Consider the following 14,846-nt stretch of genomic DNA (forward strand, 5'->3'; position numbering starts at 1 on the left):
TACGCTCCGGTCCTTTCGCCGCCATCCGTCCGACACGCCCCGGCGCACCGCCCCCGACCAGGAGGTTCCATCCGGCCGGCGATGCGCGGGCGTCCCATCCTTTCACGGGTGGGTACGGGTTGCGCCACCTCCTGTCACCACCCGTACATGCCACATTCGCCACAGAGACCCCGGCGGTCCCGGCGCCGTCACCCGGATCGGGGAGATTCCGTGACGAGTGGTGCGCGCGGTCGGCGCACCCGGGATCCTGAAGCCCGCATCGGCACAGGCCTTCGGGCACGTCACGGGGGTGCGACAACAGTGGACCGCGCACAGGAACGCCCCAGCGGGCAGCGGACGGGCAAGGCGGCGAGGCCGCCGGCCGGCCGCCCCGACCGGCTCACCGCGCCGGAGGCCGAGCTGGAGCTGCTGGTGCACGGGGTGGGCGGGACCACCCCCGAGAAGATGCTCGGCGACCCGCGTACCGTCCGGATCACCGGTGACGACACGGCCGCCGTCTTCCGGCGCGCAGAGGACACGCCGGAAGGGGAGGGGGCCCGGGACGAGCCCGTTCGGGAGGCGTACGTCTGGTGCAACCTGACATCCGGCGACCGCAGCCGCGCCCTGTGGCTGGTGTTACTGCCGTTCATGGTGGTCAACCTCGCCCACTGGATGCGCCCCGCCGCAGCCGGCCGGCACCGCACGGTCCGGCTGTACGGCCTCCTGGTGCGGCTGGCCGCCCTCACCCTGACCGTGCTGCTGGTGGCCGCCGTCTGCGAGGTGGCCCTCGACCTGGTGGCCTGGCAGTGCGCCGGCGTCCATGACTGCGTCCGACGCCACTCCTGGCTGGCCTTCCTCGCCCCCGATGCGCCCGCGCCCTTCGGCAGGCACGGCAGCTGGTGGAGCCTGCCCGGCCGCCGGCTCGCGCTCGCCGCGCTGGTACCGGCCGCGCTGACCGGACTCCTCTGGTATCTCTCGCACCGCACCTGGAGCGCGTACGAGTCCCACCAGCCGATGTCCCACGACCCGGAACCGGACACCGACCGCAGCGCGCTGGCCATGCCCGGCTTCTGGTACGGGCGCCGCCTCGTGGCCCGGCTGCGCGCCGCGCACACCGCGGCAGCCCTGCTGACCGTCGCCACCGCCCTGGCGATCCCGGCGGCCCGCTTCGACCACCAGCCAGGCGGCCCCGCCGCCCTGGAGGCCGTGAGCCGGCTGCTCACCGCGGCCCTGCCGGCCTGGGCGGCGCTCGTGGTGGGTGTCGTCTGCCGCCGGGGCCGCAGCGAGAACCGCCTCGACCAGCGGGCCGACCGGCACCTCGTACGACTCCTGCCGCTGGGCGCGCTCGCCCTGCTGCTGCTCACGGCGGTCTACGCCGGCTGGGCCCGCCCCGGCTGGCGGTCCACCGGGCGGCTGCCGGGCGACCCGGCCTTCGGCGCCCTGATGCTGGCCCAGGGAGTGCTGATCGTCGCGCTCGCCGTGGTGGCCCGTTGTCTGTACCGGCGCACTCCCGATCCGCGCGCAGGGATGCGCGGCCTGGGCGGACCGGCCGTCGCGCTGCTCGCCTGCGCGCTGGGCGGTGTGATGTCCGGCGGGCTCGCGCAGCGCGTCGCGGACTGGCTGGACGGCACCCGCGCCCGGCTCCCCGGCCCGCCCCTCCTGCTGACCTGGCAGGCGTCCACGATCCCGCCGGTACTCGCGGTCCTGCTGCTCCTCGCCGCCGGGCTCGGGACGCACACCGCCCGGCTGGCCCGCGCCGAACGCGCCCGAGTCCGCCACGAGCACCCCGGCGAACCCGAGGACCCGGTCCGTACCCGCGCCATCGCCCATGTCCGCGCGATGGCCGCCCTCACCGACCGGGCACCCCTCGTCGTCGCCGTGCTCACCGCCGCCACCCTGCTGCTCGGCGGTGTGGCGCTGACCGGCGCGCTGATCACACGGAAGACGCCCGACGGAGCGGCCCGCCACACCTTCGACGCCCTCCAGGCCGTCGCCGAGATCTCGCAGGCACTGGGCTCCTGGCTGGTCGGACTGGGTTTCGTGCTCTTCGTGACCTGGGGCAGGCGCGCCTACAAGGACGCCTCGGCACGGCGCAGCATCGGCATCCTGTGGGACGTCGGCACCTTCTGGCCACGTGCGGCGCATCCCTTCGCACCGCCCTGCTACGCCGAGCGCGCGGTGCCGGACCTGACCTGGCGCATGGCGACCTGGACGCACCGCACCAAAGGCCGTCTGGTCCTCTCCGGTCACTCCCAGGGCAGCGTCCTGGCCGCGGCCGCCGCCTGGCAGCTGCCCCCGTCCGTGCGCGGCCGGATCGCGCTGCTGACCTACGGCTCCCCGCTGGAGCGCCTGTACGGCCGCTGGTTCCCGGCCCACTTCGGACCGCCCGCGCTCGCCGCCCTGCACCGCGATGTCGCCTGCTGGACCAACCTCTACCGCCCGACCGACCCCATCGGCGGCCCCGTCCGCGTCCCCGACGACGCCACGCCCGAGGTCGACCACGCCCCGTTGCAGGACCCGCTCGTCTACGGCCGCACGCCCGAGCATCCGCTCCCGGCGCCCATCCTCGGCCACTCCGACTACCAGGCGGACCCGGCCTTCGCCCGCGCACGGACCCGGCTGCTGAGCCGGCTGCGCCCGGAGCTGCCGGGCCCCCGCCCTGAGCCGCAGGCACCGGGGTGAGGCCCGGCCAGGCCGTGCCCTCGCCGTACTCGACACATGTGCGACCGGACGGTCAGGGCAGCTCCGGCAGGTCCTCGGCGAACAGCAGGGTCAGGTCGTCGGTGCTGGGGTCGTCCAGCTGGGCGACACGGCCCGCGTGCCGTTCCACCATCGCCTCGAAGGTCTGCCGGGCGGTGCGGCCGTTGCCGAACGCCGGGCCCTTCGGGATGGCCGTGAAGTACGTCAGCAGCGCCTCGGACGCGCCGGGCGCCAGCCGGTACTCGTGCTCGTCGGCCTGCTGCTCCACGATCCTGAGCAGCTCCTCGGGACCGTAGTCGCCGAAGGTGATGGTGCGCGAGAAGCGGGAGGCGACACCCGGGTTGACGGACAGGAAGCGCTCCATCTCAGCCGTGTAGCCGGCGACGATCACCACCACCGCGTCCCGGTGGTCCTCCATCAGCTTCACCAGCGTGTCGATGGCTTCCTTGCCGAAGTCCCGCCCGCCGTCCTCCGGGGACAGCGCGTATGCCTCGTCGATGAACAGCACCCCGCCGCGTGCCTTCTCGAACGCCTCCTGGGTGCGGATCGCCGTGGAGCCGATGTGCTCACCGACCAGGTCGACCCGGGACACCTCCACCAGATGCCCCTTCTCCAGCACACCGAGCGAGGCGAGGATCTCGCCGTAGAGCCGGGCGACCGTCGTCTTGCCGGTGCCGGGAGAGCCGGTGAAGACCAGATGCCGCTTGACCGACGCCGCCTTCAGACCCGCCTGCTGCCGCCGCCGGCCCACCTCGATCATGTCGGTCAGCGCCCGCACCTCTCGCTTGACGCTCTCCAGGCCCACCAACGCGTCGAGTTCCCCGAGCACATCCTTCGACGTCCGCGCCGGCGTGTCCGGCGCGGCAGCGGCGATCAGCGGCTCCTGCTCCGTGCTGCGCTGCCCGGGGATCGAACCGAGCAGCCCGGGGGAGTGCGACACCGTCTGTACGGCGGTCTCGCGGGCCGGGGACGGACGCAGACCGCCGCTCTCGTCGCTGGTGCAGTCCTCCACCACCGGGCCCGTCCCGGATCCGGCGTCGGGGCCCGGCTCGGCGAACTCGTAACCACCGCGGGCACAGCGCTCCGTGCGGCACTTGCGCAACGTCGCACGGCAGCCGTCGATCACATGGAAGCCGTAACCGCCGCTGCCGCTGACCCGGCAGTTCAGGAAGCTTCCGCGGCCGCCCGCGGAGACGTAGAAGCCAGCCTCGGCGGGGGAGTCGACCGTGCACCGCTCGATGGTCGGGTCGGCGCCCTTGGTGACGATCACACCGGTCTGGGTGCCGTCCAGCGTGCAGTTGTTCAGCGTGCCGCCGCTGCCGTGGTCGCGGAACCACGCTCCGGTCGCCGCCTCCCGGATCCGGCAGTCGTCGAGCTGCGCGGTGGCCCCGTCGCTCACCGACACCGCCGTGTTGCGCACCTGCCACAGGTCGCTGTCCACGACGTCCGCGCGCGAACCGCGGTCCAGCACGAACAGGGCGTCCGGCACATCGTGCACCCGGCAGGAGTCGAGGACGGCGGTGGCGCCGTCGCTGACCCACACCGCCGGATAGTCCCCGGTGCTGTCGAAGATCTCGCACTGGTTGGCGTCCACCCGGGTCCCCGGGTCCCACACCGACAGGCCGTTGCGCCCGAACTGACGCACCGTCGTCCGGGTCAGCGTGAGCACCGAACGCGAGCGCAGATCGACCGCGTTCTCCGGGATGTCGTGGATGCGGCAGTCGGCGAGCGTGAGCACCGCGTCCGTGTCCAGGGTGACACCGTCGGTGGTGGTGCGGTGCACATCGCAGTCGGTCAGATGTGCCGTTGCCCGCTGGGTGACCTGGACGCCGGAGCCCCGGACCTCGTAGATCTCACAACCCACCGCCTCCAGTGACGAGTTCTCGCCCGTCGCGGTCAGCCCGGTCCCGGCGGCATGGTGCACCCGGCAGCGCTCCAGGCGCGGGCGGGCCCCGCCCCGCACGGCCACGCCCGCCTGCCCGGCCGCGACGACCTCGCACTCCTCGAACACCCCGCTCGCGCCGTCGAGTACGGCGATGCCGATGCCGGCCGGGTTGTCCACGGTGCACCGCCGCACGGTCGGGCGGGCGCCGCCGCGCACTTCGATACCCGCCGCGGACCGGGTGACGATCCGCACGTCCATCAGCTCGGGCACGCCCTCCTCGACCAGCAGTGCGGGCGCCGCCGCGTCCTGTCCCTCCACGTGCAGGTCCTGCACCACGGCCGAGGCGCACACGGTGAGCGGCACGCCGTCCACCGGTGCGATCCGCACCGAGCCGGGGGACCCCTCGGGGCCACGGAGCGTCACCGCCCGCCGGACGACGAGGTTTTCCCGGTAGGTGCCCGGGGCGATGGTGAGGACGTCGCCGTCGGTGGCGGCCTCCAGGGCGGCGGCGAGCGAAGCGTACTCGCCCGTGCGGCGCCGCCACCGCGACGTACCGGTGTGCGTCACCTGGACCGTGCCCTGTGCCATGGCGTTGCTGTGCCCCCACCTCGTCGTACTGACGGCTCGCTGCCGCAGGGGCCGCGTCGCCGGTGCCGGGACCGCGACCGTGCTCAGCCCCTGGGGCTGGTGCGCGTCGCGCTCCCGAAGCCGCGTGCCTCTGCGGTTCGCTCGTCCGCGGGTTGTCGCCGAAAGCGCTTCGGCCGGTCCACCGTAGCGTGTGCGTGCAGGATGGGTTGACCAGAGCCGTAAGGCCGTCAGCTGCCGGTGCCCGCCTTGCCCCAGTCCGGACCGGCCCGGTCCCAGGCCTGGTCCCAGCGTGCGTACCGCCTGCGGACCATGCGCCAGACGGTCAGCCGCCGGGCGGCTTCCACCAGGCCCGTGGCCAGCAGGGCCGCGCCGGTCCCGGCGAGCACCGCGTGTGTCGTCGCGGTGGGGGAGTCCAGCGGACGGGTCGTTATTCGGCCCTGCGGGTCCGTCCAGAGTCTGAAGTGGTCTCCCCTGTGCGGCGACTTGAGGGCCGCCAGGGTCGGGCCGTGCCGATGGCTGCCGTCCGGTGCGGTCCAGTCCGCGAGGACACGGCGGTGGCTGTCGCGCGCCGTCGAGGTGTCGGGCTCCGTCTCCACCGGGACCCTGCCCAGGTCACGCACGACCGTGGCGGTGACGAGGTGGCGCGTGCGCTGCTGCTCGCGCACGGACCGCTGCAGCGAGTGCTGGGCGGCGGCGCCGACCAGCCATCCGGTCACAGGCGCGGTGACGGCCATGAGTACGAGTGCCACGAGGGCCACCCATGCCTCGGCCAGATCGGTCGTGCGGCGCAGCGGATTGCGCCGCCAGCGCCACAGGCCACTGATCACCCGCATGTCCCCACCCCCTTCCGCTCCGTCATATCCCCCGGCACGGGCGCGCATCCGCGGACCGTGGCGAGAGAGAGCGACATCACGTCAGCCGCGCACGATCACGCACGCGGCTTCTCAGGAAACTCTCATGTCCTCCCAACGACCGGGACCCGCCCCCGGTTCCCCCGCCGTCGGGCCGAGACCGCTGCTACTCCAGCACCCGGACCGGGTCCCCGACCCTGATCGTGCCGGTCGACAGGGGCACGAGGTTCTGGCCGAAGATCAGCCTCGCGCCGACCTTGCGGTGGCGAGCCAGGGTGCGCAGGGGCTCCCGGCCCCGCACGGCGGTGTCCTGGTCGACGGTGGTGACGACACAGCGTCCGCTCGCCTTCGCGACGCGGAAGACCACGTCGCCGACGGAGATCCGCGACCAGTGGTCCTCCGCCCAGGCCTCGGTGCCGGCGACGACGACGTTGGGCCGGAAGCGGTTCATCGGCAGCGGGCCCTCCTGGGCCTGGGTGCCCTCGGCCATCAGGGAGTTCAGGGCGTCGAGTGAGGCGGTCGTGGCGACCAGCAAGGGGTAGCCGTCGGCGAAGCTCACCGTCTCGCCGGGCAGGGCGTACTCGGGATCGACCGGGCGGCGGGTGGCCGGATCGTCCATGTGGACCAGGCGGACGTCCGTCCGCAGATAGGCGCTGCACCAGGCGTGTGCGGCCGCAGCCGCCGGGACCGCCTCGACCTTGGTGCCGAAGACGCTCACCGGCACGGTGCCGGCCGGCTCGGGCACCGGCACCGTCAGCGGTGCGTGACCGGGCGCGGACAGACGAACGCCGCCGCCGGGCAGAAGCTCGGCGGCGGCCAGCGCGAGGCGCGGCTGTTCGCGTTGTGTGACGACCTTTCCCCCGTCGTCGATCAGTGTCCAGCGCCGGTCTCCGGCCAGGCCCCAGGGCTCCACCACAGCCTCCCGGGGTGCCTGACCCCGGAACGCCTTGACCGGATGGACGTGAATCGACTGCACTTCGGCGTTCTCCATGACGCCATGGTGCCAGGGGCACCGACAGCGCCGGTGCGCCGGTCAGTAGCCGCGGTACTGCTGGTTGTTGTAGGGGTCCTGGTAGGGGGCGGGCGCAGGCCGCGGCGCGGCCGGACGCATCGCCTCGTATCCCGTGCCCATCCCCATCGGGCGCTGCTGCTGCGGGGCCTGCGGGCCGGGATAACCCCGAGGCGCGCTCGCCTGCTGCGGGATGTACGCCGTGGGTGCCTGCTGCAGCGGCGCGGGCTGCGGTGTCTGCTGCGGATAGCCGTAGGCGGGGGCCTGCGGGGAGGGGGCCGCCGGGAGGGCGGGCAGTGCCGACGGCAGAGCGGGCAGGCTGCTGCCCATGTCGTAGGCGGCGGGGACCCGGATCGGGGCGATCTGCGGGGTGCCCCGCTCGGCCACGAGCGAGTCGTAGATCGGGGTGTCCGGGAAGGAGGCGGAGTAGTAGCCGCCACCATAAGTGGAGCGGGGGGAGGTCATGGCACATAAGTTAAGCCCACGATGTGCTCGTTGGGGAGACCGATAAGAGGGTTGTTTTCCGTGCCTGCAGTGACCGGGGATCCCCAATCCGAGCGAACTCGGCAAAAATGGACGTCGGGCGACGCTTTAATCGTGTAAAGAGCGAGGTCCTGCGGGGTTACCGCCAGTTGGCCGACGATCTTCCGGCGTCGGTCATCGGCGTGCGCCGTACCCGGGATTAGGTTGTGCGGGTAGGGCTCACCCGGACGACCCGGGGGTGCCCGGAGGCCGACACGGATGGGGGCGGACATGTCAATGTCGAAGGGGTCGAACACGCCGGTGCCGACCACGGCCCTGCGCGTCGAACTGGGCTGGCGCTCGGGACCCGGGGTGCCCGACGCGGACGCCTCCGCGCTGCTGCTCGCCACCGGAAAGGTCCGCTCCGACGCCGACTTCGTCTTCTACAACCAGCCCGCCCACACCTCGGGCGCGGTGCGCCACGAGGGCAAGAGGGGGACCGGCGAGGGCGTGACGGACACCCTTTCCGTCGACCTCGCGCGCGTGGAGGGCGCGATCGAGCGGATCGTCCTCGCCGCCTCCGCCGACGGCGGGACCTTCGGACAGGTCCCCGGCCTCTACATCGAGGTGACCGAGGCCGTGACCGGGCGGACGGTCGCCCGCTTCGACAGCCCGGGCGCGACCGTCGAGACGGCCTTCGTACTCGGTGAGTTCTACCGCCGCCAGGGCGCGTGGAAGTTCCGCGCCGTCGGCCAGGGCTACAGCAGCGGACTCGAAGGCCTCGCAACGGACTTCGGCATCACCGTGGACGAACCCCAGCGCGCTGCACCGCCCACCGCGGCGGCTCGGATCACGCCGCCGCCGCCCGTGGCGGCCCCGCCACCGCCGCCCGCGCCGGTGGCACCCGTGCCCTTGCCGCCCGCGCCCTCGGCCCCTCCCACGGCTGCTCCGGCCCCCGCGCCCCAGCCGGTCCGCCTGTCCAAGGTCACCCTCACCAAGACGGCGCCGTCCGTCTCGCTCGCCAAGCAGGGCGGCACCTCCGGAACCATGCGCGTGAACCTCAACTGGCAGATGCGCAAAGAGCTTTCCGGCTGGGGCAGGTGGGGAGGCGGGCAGGGAGACCTCGACCTCGACCTGTGCGCCCTGTACGAACTGGCCGACGGCCGCAAAGGCGTCGTCCAGGCCCTCGGCAACGCCTTCGGGTCGCTGCACCGGCCGCCGTACATCCACCTCGACGGCGACGACCGCACCGGCGCCACGGCGAGCGGCGAGAACCTCACCATCAACCTCGACCGCACCAAGGAGTTCCGGCGCATCCTCGTCTTCGTCACCATCTACCAGGGCGCCGCCTCCTTCGCCGGCCTGCACGCCACCGTCACCCTCCAGCCGCAGCACGGCGCCCCGATCGACTTCTCGCTCGACGAGTGCACCGTCCCCTCCACCGTGTGCGCGCTCGCCCTGATCACCAACACGGGCGGCGACCTCATTGTGCAGCGCGAGGCGCGGTACCTGGTGCCGGAGCGCGGAGTAAGCCCGCAACGCACCATGGACCGCGCCTACGGCTGGGGCATGAACTGGACGCCCGGCCGCAAGTGACCGGGTTCAGCCCTCCTCGGGCACGGCGTCGGGACGCGCGTACGTGCGGCCCTTCCAGGCGGCCCCACGCCCCCGGTGGTGCTGCACGGCCGAGTCGACCGTCATCAGCAGGTACAGCAGCGCGGTGAACGGCAGCAGCGGCGCCAGCCACAGCGGCTGCCGGTAGTAGCGCAGCATCGGCAGGTACGTCCCCGCCATCACCGCCCACGCCACGGTGCCGGTGACGGCCGTCGCCGTGCCGCCGCCCGCCGCCCCCACGGCCACCGCGGCCGGCGGCAGCAGATAGACCAGCGCGAGTCCGGCGACCGTACCGAGAAGCAGCAGCGGGTTGTGGCGCAACTGGGCATAGGCGCTGCGCGAGACCATCCGCCACAGGTCGTGCAACCGTGGATACGGCCGCACGCTGTCCACCCGGTCGGCCAGCCCCAGCCAGACGTGCCCTCCGGCGCCCTTCACCGCACGCGCGAGCGCCACGTCGTCGATGACGGCGTGCCGGATGGCCTCCGGGATGCGCGCCTGCTCCGCCATCCCGGTGCGCAGCAGGACACAACCGCCCGCCGCCGCGGCCGTACGCGAGCTCTTGCGACCGATCCACCGGAAGGGATACAGCTGCGCGAAGAAGTACACGAACGCCGGCACCACCAGCCGCTCCCACAGGCTCGCCACCCGCAGCCGCGCCATCTGCGACACGACGTCGAAGCCTCCGGCACGGGCCGCCGCCACCAGCGTGCGCAGGCTGTCCGGTGCGTGTGCGATGTCCGCGTCCGTCAGCAGCAGGTACTCGGGGTCACGCGCGCGTGCCAGGCCGATACCGTGCCGCACCGCCCACAGCTTGCCCGTCCAGCCCGCCGGCGGCTCGCCCGGCGAGCCCACGGTCAGCGGCAGCCCGCCGTGCCGCCGGGACAGCTCGCGCGCCAGCTCCCCGGTGCCGTCGGTGCTCCCGTCGTCCACCAGGACCACCTCGGCCCGGCCCGGATAGTCCTGCGTCAGCAGCGACGGCAGGCTCTCGGGCAGTACGGCGGCCTCGTCGCGGGCCGGTACCACCACACAGACGGACGGCCACGCGTCCGGATCCCGGCGTGGCGGCAGCCGGACGTCCGTGCGCCAGAAGAAGCCCCGGCACAGCAGCAGCCAGCACCAGGCGGCCAGCGACACGACGGTGATCCACAGCAGCGCGCTCACCCCCGCAGTCTGCCCCACCGGAGAGGACCCCGAGGGCCGATCGTCTATCGTGGCCGGGTGAAGATCGCGCTCATGGACTCCGGAATCGGCCTGCTCCCGGCCGCCGCCGCGGTACGGCGGCTGCGGCCCGACGCGGATCTCGTGCTCTCCTGGGACCCGGACGGGATGCCCTGGGGGCCACGCACTCCGGAGGACATCACGCAGCGGGCCCTGGCCGTGGCCGGGGCCGCCGCCGCCCATGGGCCCGATGTCCTGATCGTCGCCTGCAACACCGCCTCCGTGCACTCGCTGCCGCAGATGCGGGCCCGTTTCGAACCGGATCTGCCGATCATCGGCACCGTGCCGGCGATCAAGCCGGCCGCGGCGGGCGGCGGCCATGTCGCGATCTGGGCCACCCCCGCCACCACGGGCAGCGCCTATCAGCGGAACCTGATCGAACAGTTCGCCACCGGGGTGGCGGTCACCGAGGTGGCCTGCCCCGGCCTCGCGGACGCGGTGCACCACGCGGACGAGGCCGCGATCGAGGCCGCCATCGCCTCCGCCGCCGCGCGCACCCCCGAGGACGTGACCACCGTCGTCCTGGGCTGCACCAACTACGAGCTGGTCGGCGAGCGCATCCGGCGAGCCGTCCAGCGGCCCGGCCGCCCGCCGCTCATACTCCACGGCTCCGCCGGGGCGGTGGCCGCACAGGCCCTGCGCCGGATCGGAGCGGAACCGGATCCGGCCGCCGTCGCCGACACGAGCCTCACGGTGCTGCTCAGCGGGCGCGAGGCCACGCTCCCGGACACGGCCCTGTCCTATGAGGAAGGCCGATTCCTGCAGGCGGTCAGCCCCGTCCGCTGACCGGCCGCGCGACCGGCAACCAGGCCCGGATCCGCCCTGGCCCACTCGGGTCAGTCACCGTCCGCCACTCCCTACCCGCGCAGCGAAACCTGAGTAACCTCATAAACATGAGGGACCACGTCCACGCCGACGACAGCCCGAATCCCGATGTCTGGACCGGGCGTGCCACCAACCGGGTCCAGTGGCTGCTGGCGCTGGTCGGCGCGGCCTGCATGGCGCTCGGTATCGAGCTGGCGGTGGACTCGGCATGGACCTCCGGCGTCGCCCCGCTGGCGATGTCCGTCGTGGGCTGCATCGCCGCCGGCCTGCTGGTCCTCTTCGGCACGCTCGCCTTCGTGCACGTCGACCTCAAGCTCGACAAGGAGTCCCTCGAAGTCCGCTGCGGCCACATGGGGCTGCCGCGCCGCCGCATCCCGCTCTCGCACGTGGCCGGTGCCGACTTCACCGCCCTCGTCACGCCCAGGCACTGGGGTGGCTGGGGCTACCGGTGGCGCCCCGAGAAGGGCACCGCCGTCGTCGTACGCCGGGGCGAGGGCATCGTGCTGCGCCTGTGGGACGGCCACACCTTCACGATCACCGTCGACAACGCGGAGTCGGCGGTACGGGTCATCAGGGCCCGGCTGCGCACCACCGGCCGGGGTTCGGCCCGCTGAGTCCGCGCGCCGCGCGCCGGCGCGCGGCATGCCCTCGCTCAGAGCCGGGGCTCTTTGCCGGTGCGGGGCCACGGCCACGCCGTCGCCCAGCCGGCGAGCAGCCCCGCGCCCACGGTCACCGTGGTGAAGCTCAGCGCGTTGCTCACCGTGGCGCACGCGGCCAGCGCCGTGAGTGCGGCGCCGGCGGTGAAGGCGACCGGGGTGGAGCGGGGCGAGCGCCACAGCGCGTGCAACACCCAGCAGAACACGGCGGCGACCAGGAAGACCCCGACGAGGCCCTGTTCCGCCGCCAGCTGCAGCAGGGCGGAGTGCGGCTTGCCGTCGGCGGACAGCGTCTGCGGCGCCGTGCCGCCCAGCTCGCCCAGCCGTCCCGGACCGACCCCGAGCCCCGGATTCCGGCCCGCCAGCCGCAGGGTGTCCTGCCAGAGTGCCGCCCGGTGCCCGGCCGGCCGGCCCTCGATCACCCCGGCGAGGCCGCCCGGCAGCAGGTCCGAGGCGAGCGCCCAGGCCGTCCCGGCCACCAGGGCCGCCGCCACGGCCGCCAGACCCAGCAGGCACCTGCCACGGCGGGACACCGAGCCCGCGGCGAGCGAACACAGCAGTACGGCCGCACTCGCCACGCAGCCGGCCGCCGACCCCAGCACCGCGCCGGCCGACACGATCCCGGCGGCCAGCACCCGCAGCACCAGCCGCAGCCCCGGCACGGACGTCGACCAGGCGGCACAGCACGCGGCTCCGGTGGCCAGCGCCAGCAGGGCGGCGGTGCCGCCGGCGTGTCCGAGCGGAGCGGCGTACCGGGGACCGGCGGAGAGTCCCGGCAGCGCCACGGCCAGCGCAAGCCCGGCCGCCGCACCCGCGCAGGGCGCGGCCACCGGCAGCAGTGCCCCGGACACCCGGCCGGCGGCGTGACCGGCTGCCACGGCGAGCACCGCGAGCAGGACACCCTCGGGCCTTCCGTCGTGGGCCGCCGCGGTGATCAGCGACCATGCGGCGCAGGCGCCCAGCAGGATCATGCCCGTGCCGTCAGAAACGTTTCGTCTGGCGTTGGCCGCGTCTCCGTCCAGCCCGGCCGCGGGCCTGGTCTCGGTCGCCCCCACTGCCACCCCTCGTCCCCGTCCCCGCCCTGTCTCCGGCCACGGCCGGGCACGGCGCCGGATCCGGCCGCACCGCCGAGGCTGGGCACACCGTAGCGGCTGATGACCGGTTTGGGGACGAGGTGCGACGGAACGGTTCTTTCCGTGCAGGTGCCCGCAGCCGGTGCCGGCCCTTGGTGCGCGGAGGGGGCCGACGAGCGCGCAGCAAGGCGGGCAAGCGCTGGCGACCAGCAACGACCGAGGTCGGCGGAGCGGTACGGTCCCCGTACCGCGCTGTCGGCGGCGCAGGCCCCGCCGTACACTCACCCGGGTGACCGTCACCGCAACTTCCGTGGACCAGCCGGACCAGCTCCGGTCGCCCTCCGCCTCCGGCGTGCACGGCGGCCGGCTGCTGCGCCTGGTCCCGGCCGTCGCCTCCGCGCTCTGCGGAGTGCTCCTCTACCTCAGCTTCCCGCCGCGCCCCCTGTGGTGGCTGGCGCTGCCCGCCTTCGCCGGCTTCGGCTGGGTGCTGCGCGGCCGCGCCTGGAAGGCGGCCCTCGGCCTCGGCTACCTCTTCGGGCTGGGCTTCCTGCTGCCGCTGCTGGTGTGGACCGGCGTGGAGGTCGGTCCCGGTCCCTGGCTGGCACTCGTCGCGATCGAGGCGGTCTTCATCGCGTTGGTCGGTGCCGGTGTCGCCGCCGTCTCCCGGCTCCCCGCCTGGCCGGTGTGGGCGGCCGCCCTCTGGATCGCGGGCGAGGCGGTACGCGCGCGTGCGCCCTTCCGGGGCTTCCCCTGGGGCAAGATCGCGTTCGGGCAGGCGGACGGCGTCTTCCTGCCGCTCGCCGCGGTGGGCGGCACGCCCGTGCTCGGCTTCGCCGTCGTGCTGTGCGGATTCGGCCTGTACGAGGCAGGCCGGCTGATCGTCGAGCGGCGCCGCACGCGTGCCGTGCGGCGCGGGGCCGCTGCCGCAGCGCTGCTCAGCATGGCCGTTCCGGTGGCGGGCGCGGTCGCCGCCCGGCCCCTGGTCAGCGACAAGGCCGAGGACGGCACCAGGACCGTCGCGGTCATCCAGGGCAACGTGCCGCGATCGGGACTGGAGTTCAGCGCCCAGCGGCGGGCCGTCCTGGACCACCACGTACGTGAGACGCTCAAGCTCGCCGCCGACATCAAGGCGGGGAAGGCACCGAAGCCCGACTACGTGCTGTGGCCCGAGAACTCCTCCGACATCGACCCCTACACCAATCCTGACGCGGCCGCCGTCATCGAGGGCGCGGCCAAGGCGGTCGGTGTGCCCGTCTCGGTCGGAGGCGTCGTCGAGAAGGACGGCAAACTGCTCAACGAGCAGATCCTGTGGGACCCGGTCAAGGGGCCGACGCAGACCTACGACAAGCGGCAGATACAGCCGTTCGGCGAGTACCTCCCGCTGCGCGGGCTCGTCGGCGCGGTCAACAAGAACTGGACCGGCATGGTCCGGCAGGACTTCAGCCGGGGCGGCACGCCGGGCGTGTTCGACATCGACGGCGCCAAGGTGGGCCTCGCCACCTGCTACGAGGCCGCGTTCGACTGGGCCGTGCGGGACACCGTGACGCACGGCGCGGAGATGATCTCCGTCCCGAGCAACAACGCGACCTTCGACCGCAGCGAGATGACCTACCAGCAGCTCGCCATGTCCCGGATCCGCGCCGTCGAACACAGCCGCACGGTGACCGTGCCGGTGACCAGCGGCGTGAGCGCGATCATCATGCCGGACGGGAGGATCACCCAGAAGACCGGCATGTTCGTGCCCGCCTATCTCGTGCAGAAGGTGCCGCTGCGCACGTCGAAGACCCCGGCGACCGAGCTGGGCATCCTGCCGGAGGTCGCCCTGGTGCTGGTCGCAGCGGGCGGGCTCGGCTGGGCGATCGGGTCGGGGCTGCGCCGTCGGCGCGCGGGTGGCGTGTAGCCGTACGACCGGTACGGGCGGGTGACGTGCAGCCGTACGACCAGCAGGTTTCGGCGCCTTGTAGCCGTACGACCGGCATCCGC

At 73.6% G+C, this 14,846-nt stretch carries 11 protein-coding genes; 5 read left to right on the forward strand and 6 right to left on the reverse strand.

The window, feature by feature from the left end:
- Positions 1 to 300 precede the first annotated feature (300 nt).
- Positions 301 to 2,661: a hypothetical protein gene (locus ACZ41I_RS05585; protein WP_468513220.1), complete on the forward strand. Its 2,361-nt coding sequence runs from the start codon at positions 301 to 303 to the stop codon at positions 2,659 to 2,661.
- A 52-nt stretch (positions 2,662 to 2,713) separates the two neighbouring features.
- Here the strand turns inward: ACZ41I_RS05585 and ACZ41I_RS05590 are convergent, their stop codons facing one another.
- The 4 genes from ACZ41I_RS05590 to ACZ41I_RS05605 form a co-directional block, all read right to left on the reverse strand.
- Complete coding sequence (locus tag ACZ41I_RS05590; RefSeq protein ID WP_399762970.1) at positions 2,714 to 5,152, reverse strand: right-handed parallel beta-helix repeat-containing protein; 2,439 nt, start codon at positions 5,150 to 5,152, stop codon at positions 2,714 to 2,716.
- Positions 5,153 to 5,379: 227 nt separating this feature from the next.
- Entirely contained in the window at positions 5,380 to 5,985 is a 606-nt protein-coding gene (locus tag ACZ41I_RS05595; RefSeq protein ID WP_399762968.1) for an Rv1733c family protein, read from the reverse strand.
- A 184-nt stretch (positions 5,986 to 6,169) separates the two neighbouring features.
- The gene (locus ACZ41I_RS05600) at positions 6,170 to 6,994 is read right to left on the reverse strand and encodes an MOSC domain-containing protein (protein ID WP_399762967.1); all 825 of its coding nucleotides are present in this window, start codon (positions 6,992 to 6,994) and stop codon (positions 6,170 to 6,172) included.
- A 42-nt stretch (positions 6,995 to 7,036) separates the two neighbouring features.
- Entirely contained in the window at positions 7,037 to 7,477 is a 441-nt protein-coding gene (locus tag ACZ41I_RS05605) for a DUF6643 family protein (protein ID WP_363217803.1), read from the reverse strand.
- A 294-nt stretch (positions 7,478 to 7,771) separates the two neighbouring features.
- Between ACZ41I_RS05605 and ACZ41I_RS05610 the strand changes: the two genes are divergently transcribed.
- Entirely contained in the window at positions 7,772 to 9,070 is a 1,299-nt protein-coding gene (locus ACZ41I_RS05610) for a TerD family protein (RefSeq protein ID WP_468513430.1), read from the forward strand.
- 6 nt (positions 9,071 to 9,076) lie between these two features.
- Here the strand turns inward: ACZ41I_RS05610 and ACZ41I_RS05615 are convergent, their stop codons facing one another.
- The gene (locus tag ACZ41I_RS05615) at positions 9,077 to 10,270 is read right to left on the reverse strand and encodes a glycosyltransferase (RefSeq protein ID WP_399762965.1); all 1,194 of its coding nucleotides are present in this window, start codon (positions 10,268 to 10,270) and stop codon (positions 9,077 to 9,079) included.
- Positions 10,271 to 10,309: 39 nt separating this feature from the next.
- Here ACZ41I_RS05615 and ACZ41I_RS05620 point away from each other — a divergent pair, with 39 nt between their 5' ends.
- Together ACZ41I_RS05620 and ACZ41I_RS05625 are read left to right on the forward strand one after the other, a co-directional pair.
- Positions 10,310 to 11,095, forward strand: a complete 786-nt coding sequence (locus ACZ41I_RS05620) for a glutamate racemase (protein WP_363217805.1) — start codon at positions 10,310 to 10,312, stop codon at positions 11,093 to 11,095.
- 107 nt (positions 11,096 to 11,202) lie between these two features.
- Positions 11,203 to 11,748: a hypothetical protein gene (locus tag ACZ41I_RS05625; protein WP_363217806.1), complete on the forward strand. Its 546-nt coding sequence runs from the start codon at positions 11,203 to 11,205 to the stop codon at positions 11,746 to 11,748.
- 38 nt (positions 11,749 to 11,786) lie between these two features.
- Here ACZ41I_RS05625 and ACZ41I_RS05630 read toward each other — a convergent pair whose 3' ends face one another.
- Entirely contained in the window at positions 11,787 to 12,761 is a 975-nt protein-coding gene (locus tag ACZ41I_RS05630) for an O-antigen ligase family protein (protein ID WP_468513431.1), read from the reverse strand.
- Between the two features lie 391 nt (positions 12,762 to 13,152).
- On the opposite strand from ACZ41I_RS05630, the gene lnt reads away from it, so the two are divergent.
- The gene (gene lnt, locus ACZ41I_RS05635) at positions 13,153 to 14,763 is read left to right on the forward strand and encodes an apolipoprotein N-acyltransferase (protein ID WP_468513221.1); all 1,611 of its coding nucleotides are present in this window, start codon (positions 13,153 to 13,155) and stop codon (positions 14,761 to 14,763) included.
- Positions 14,764 to 14,846: the final 83 nt, after the last annotated feature.

Source organism: Streptomyces sp. NPDC030799 (assembly GCF_055572255.1).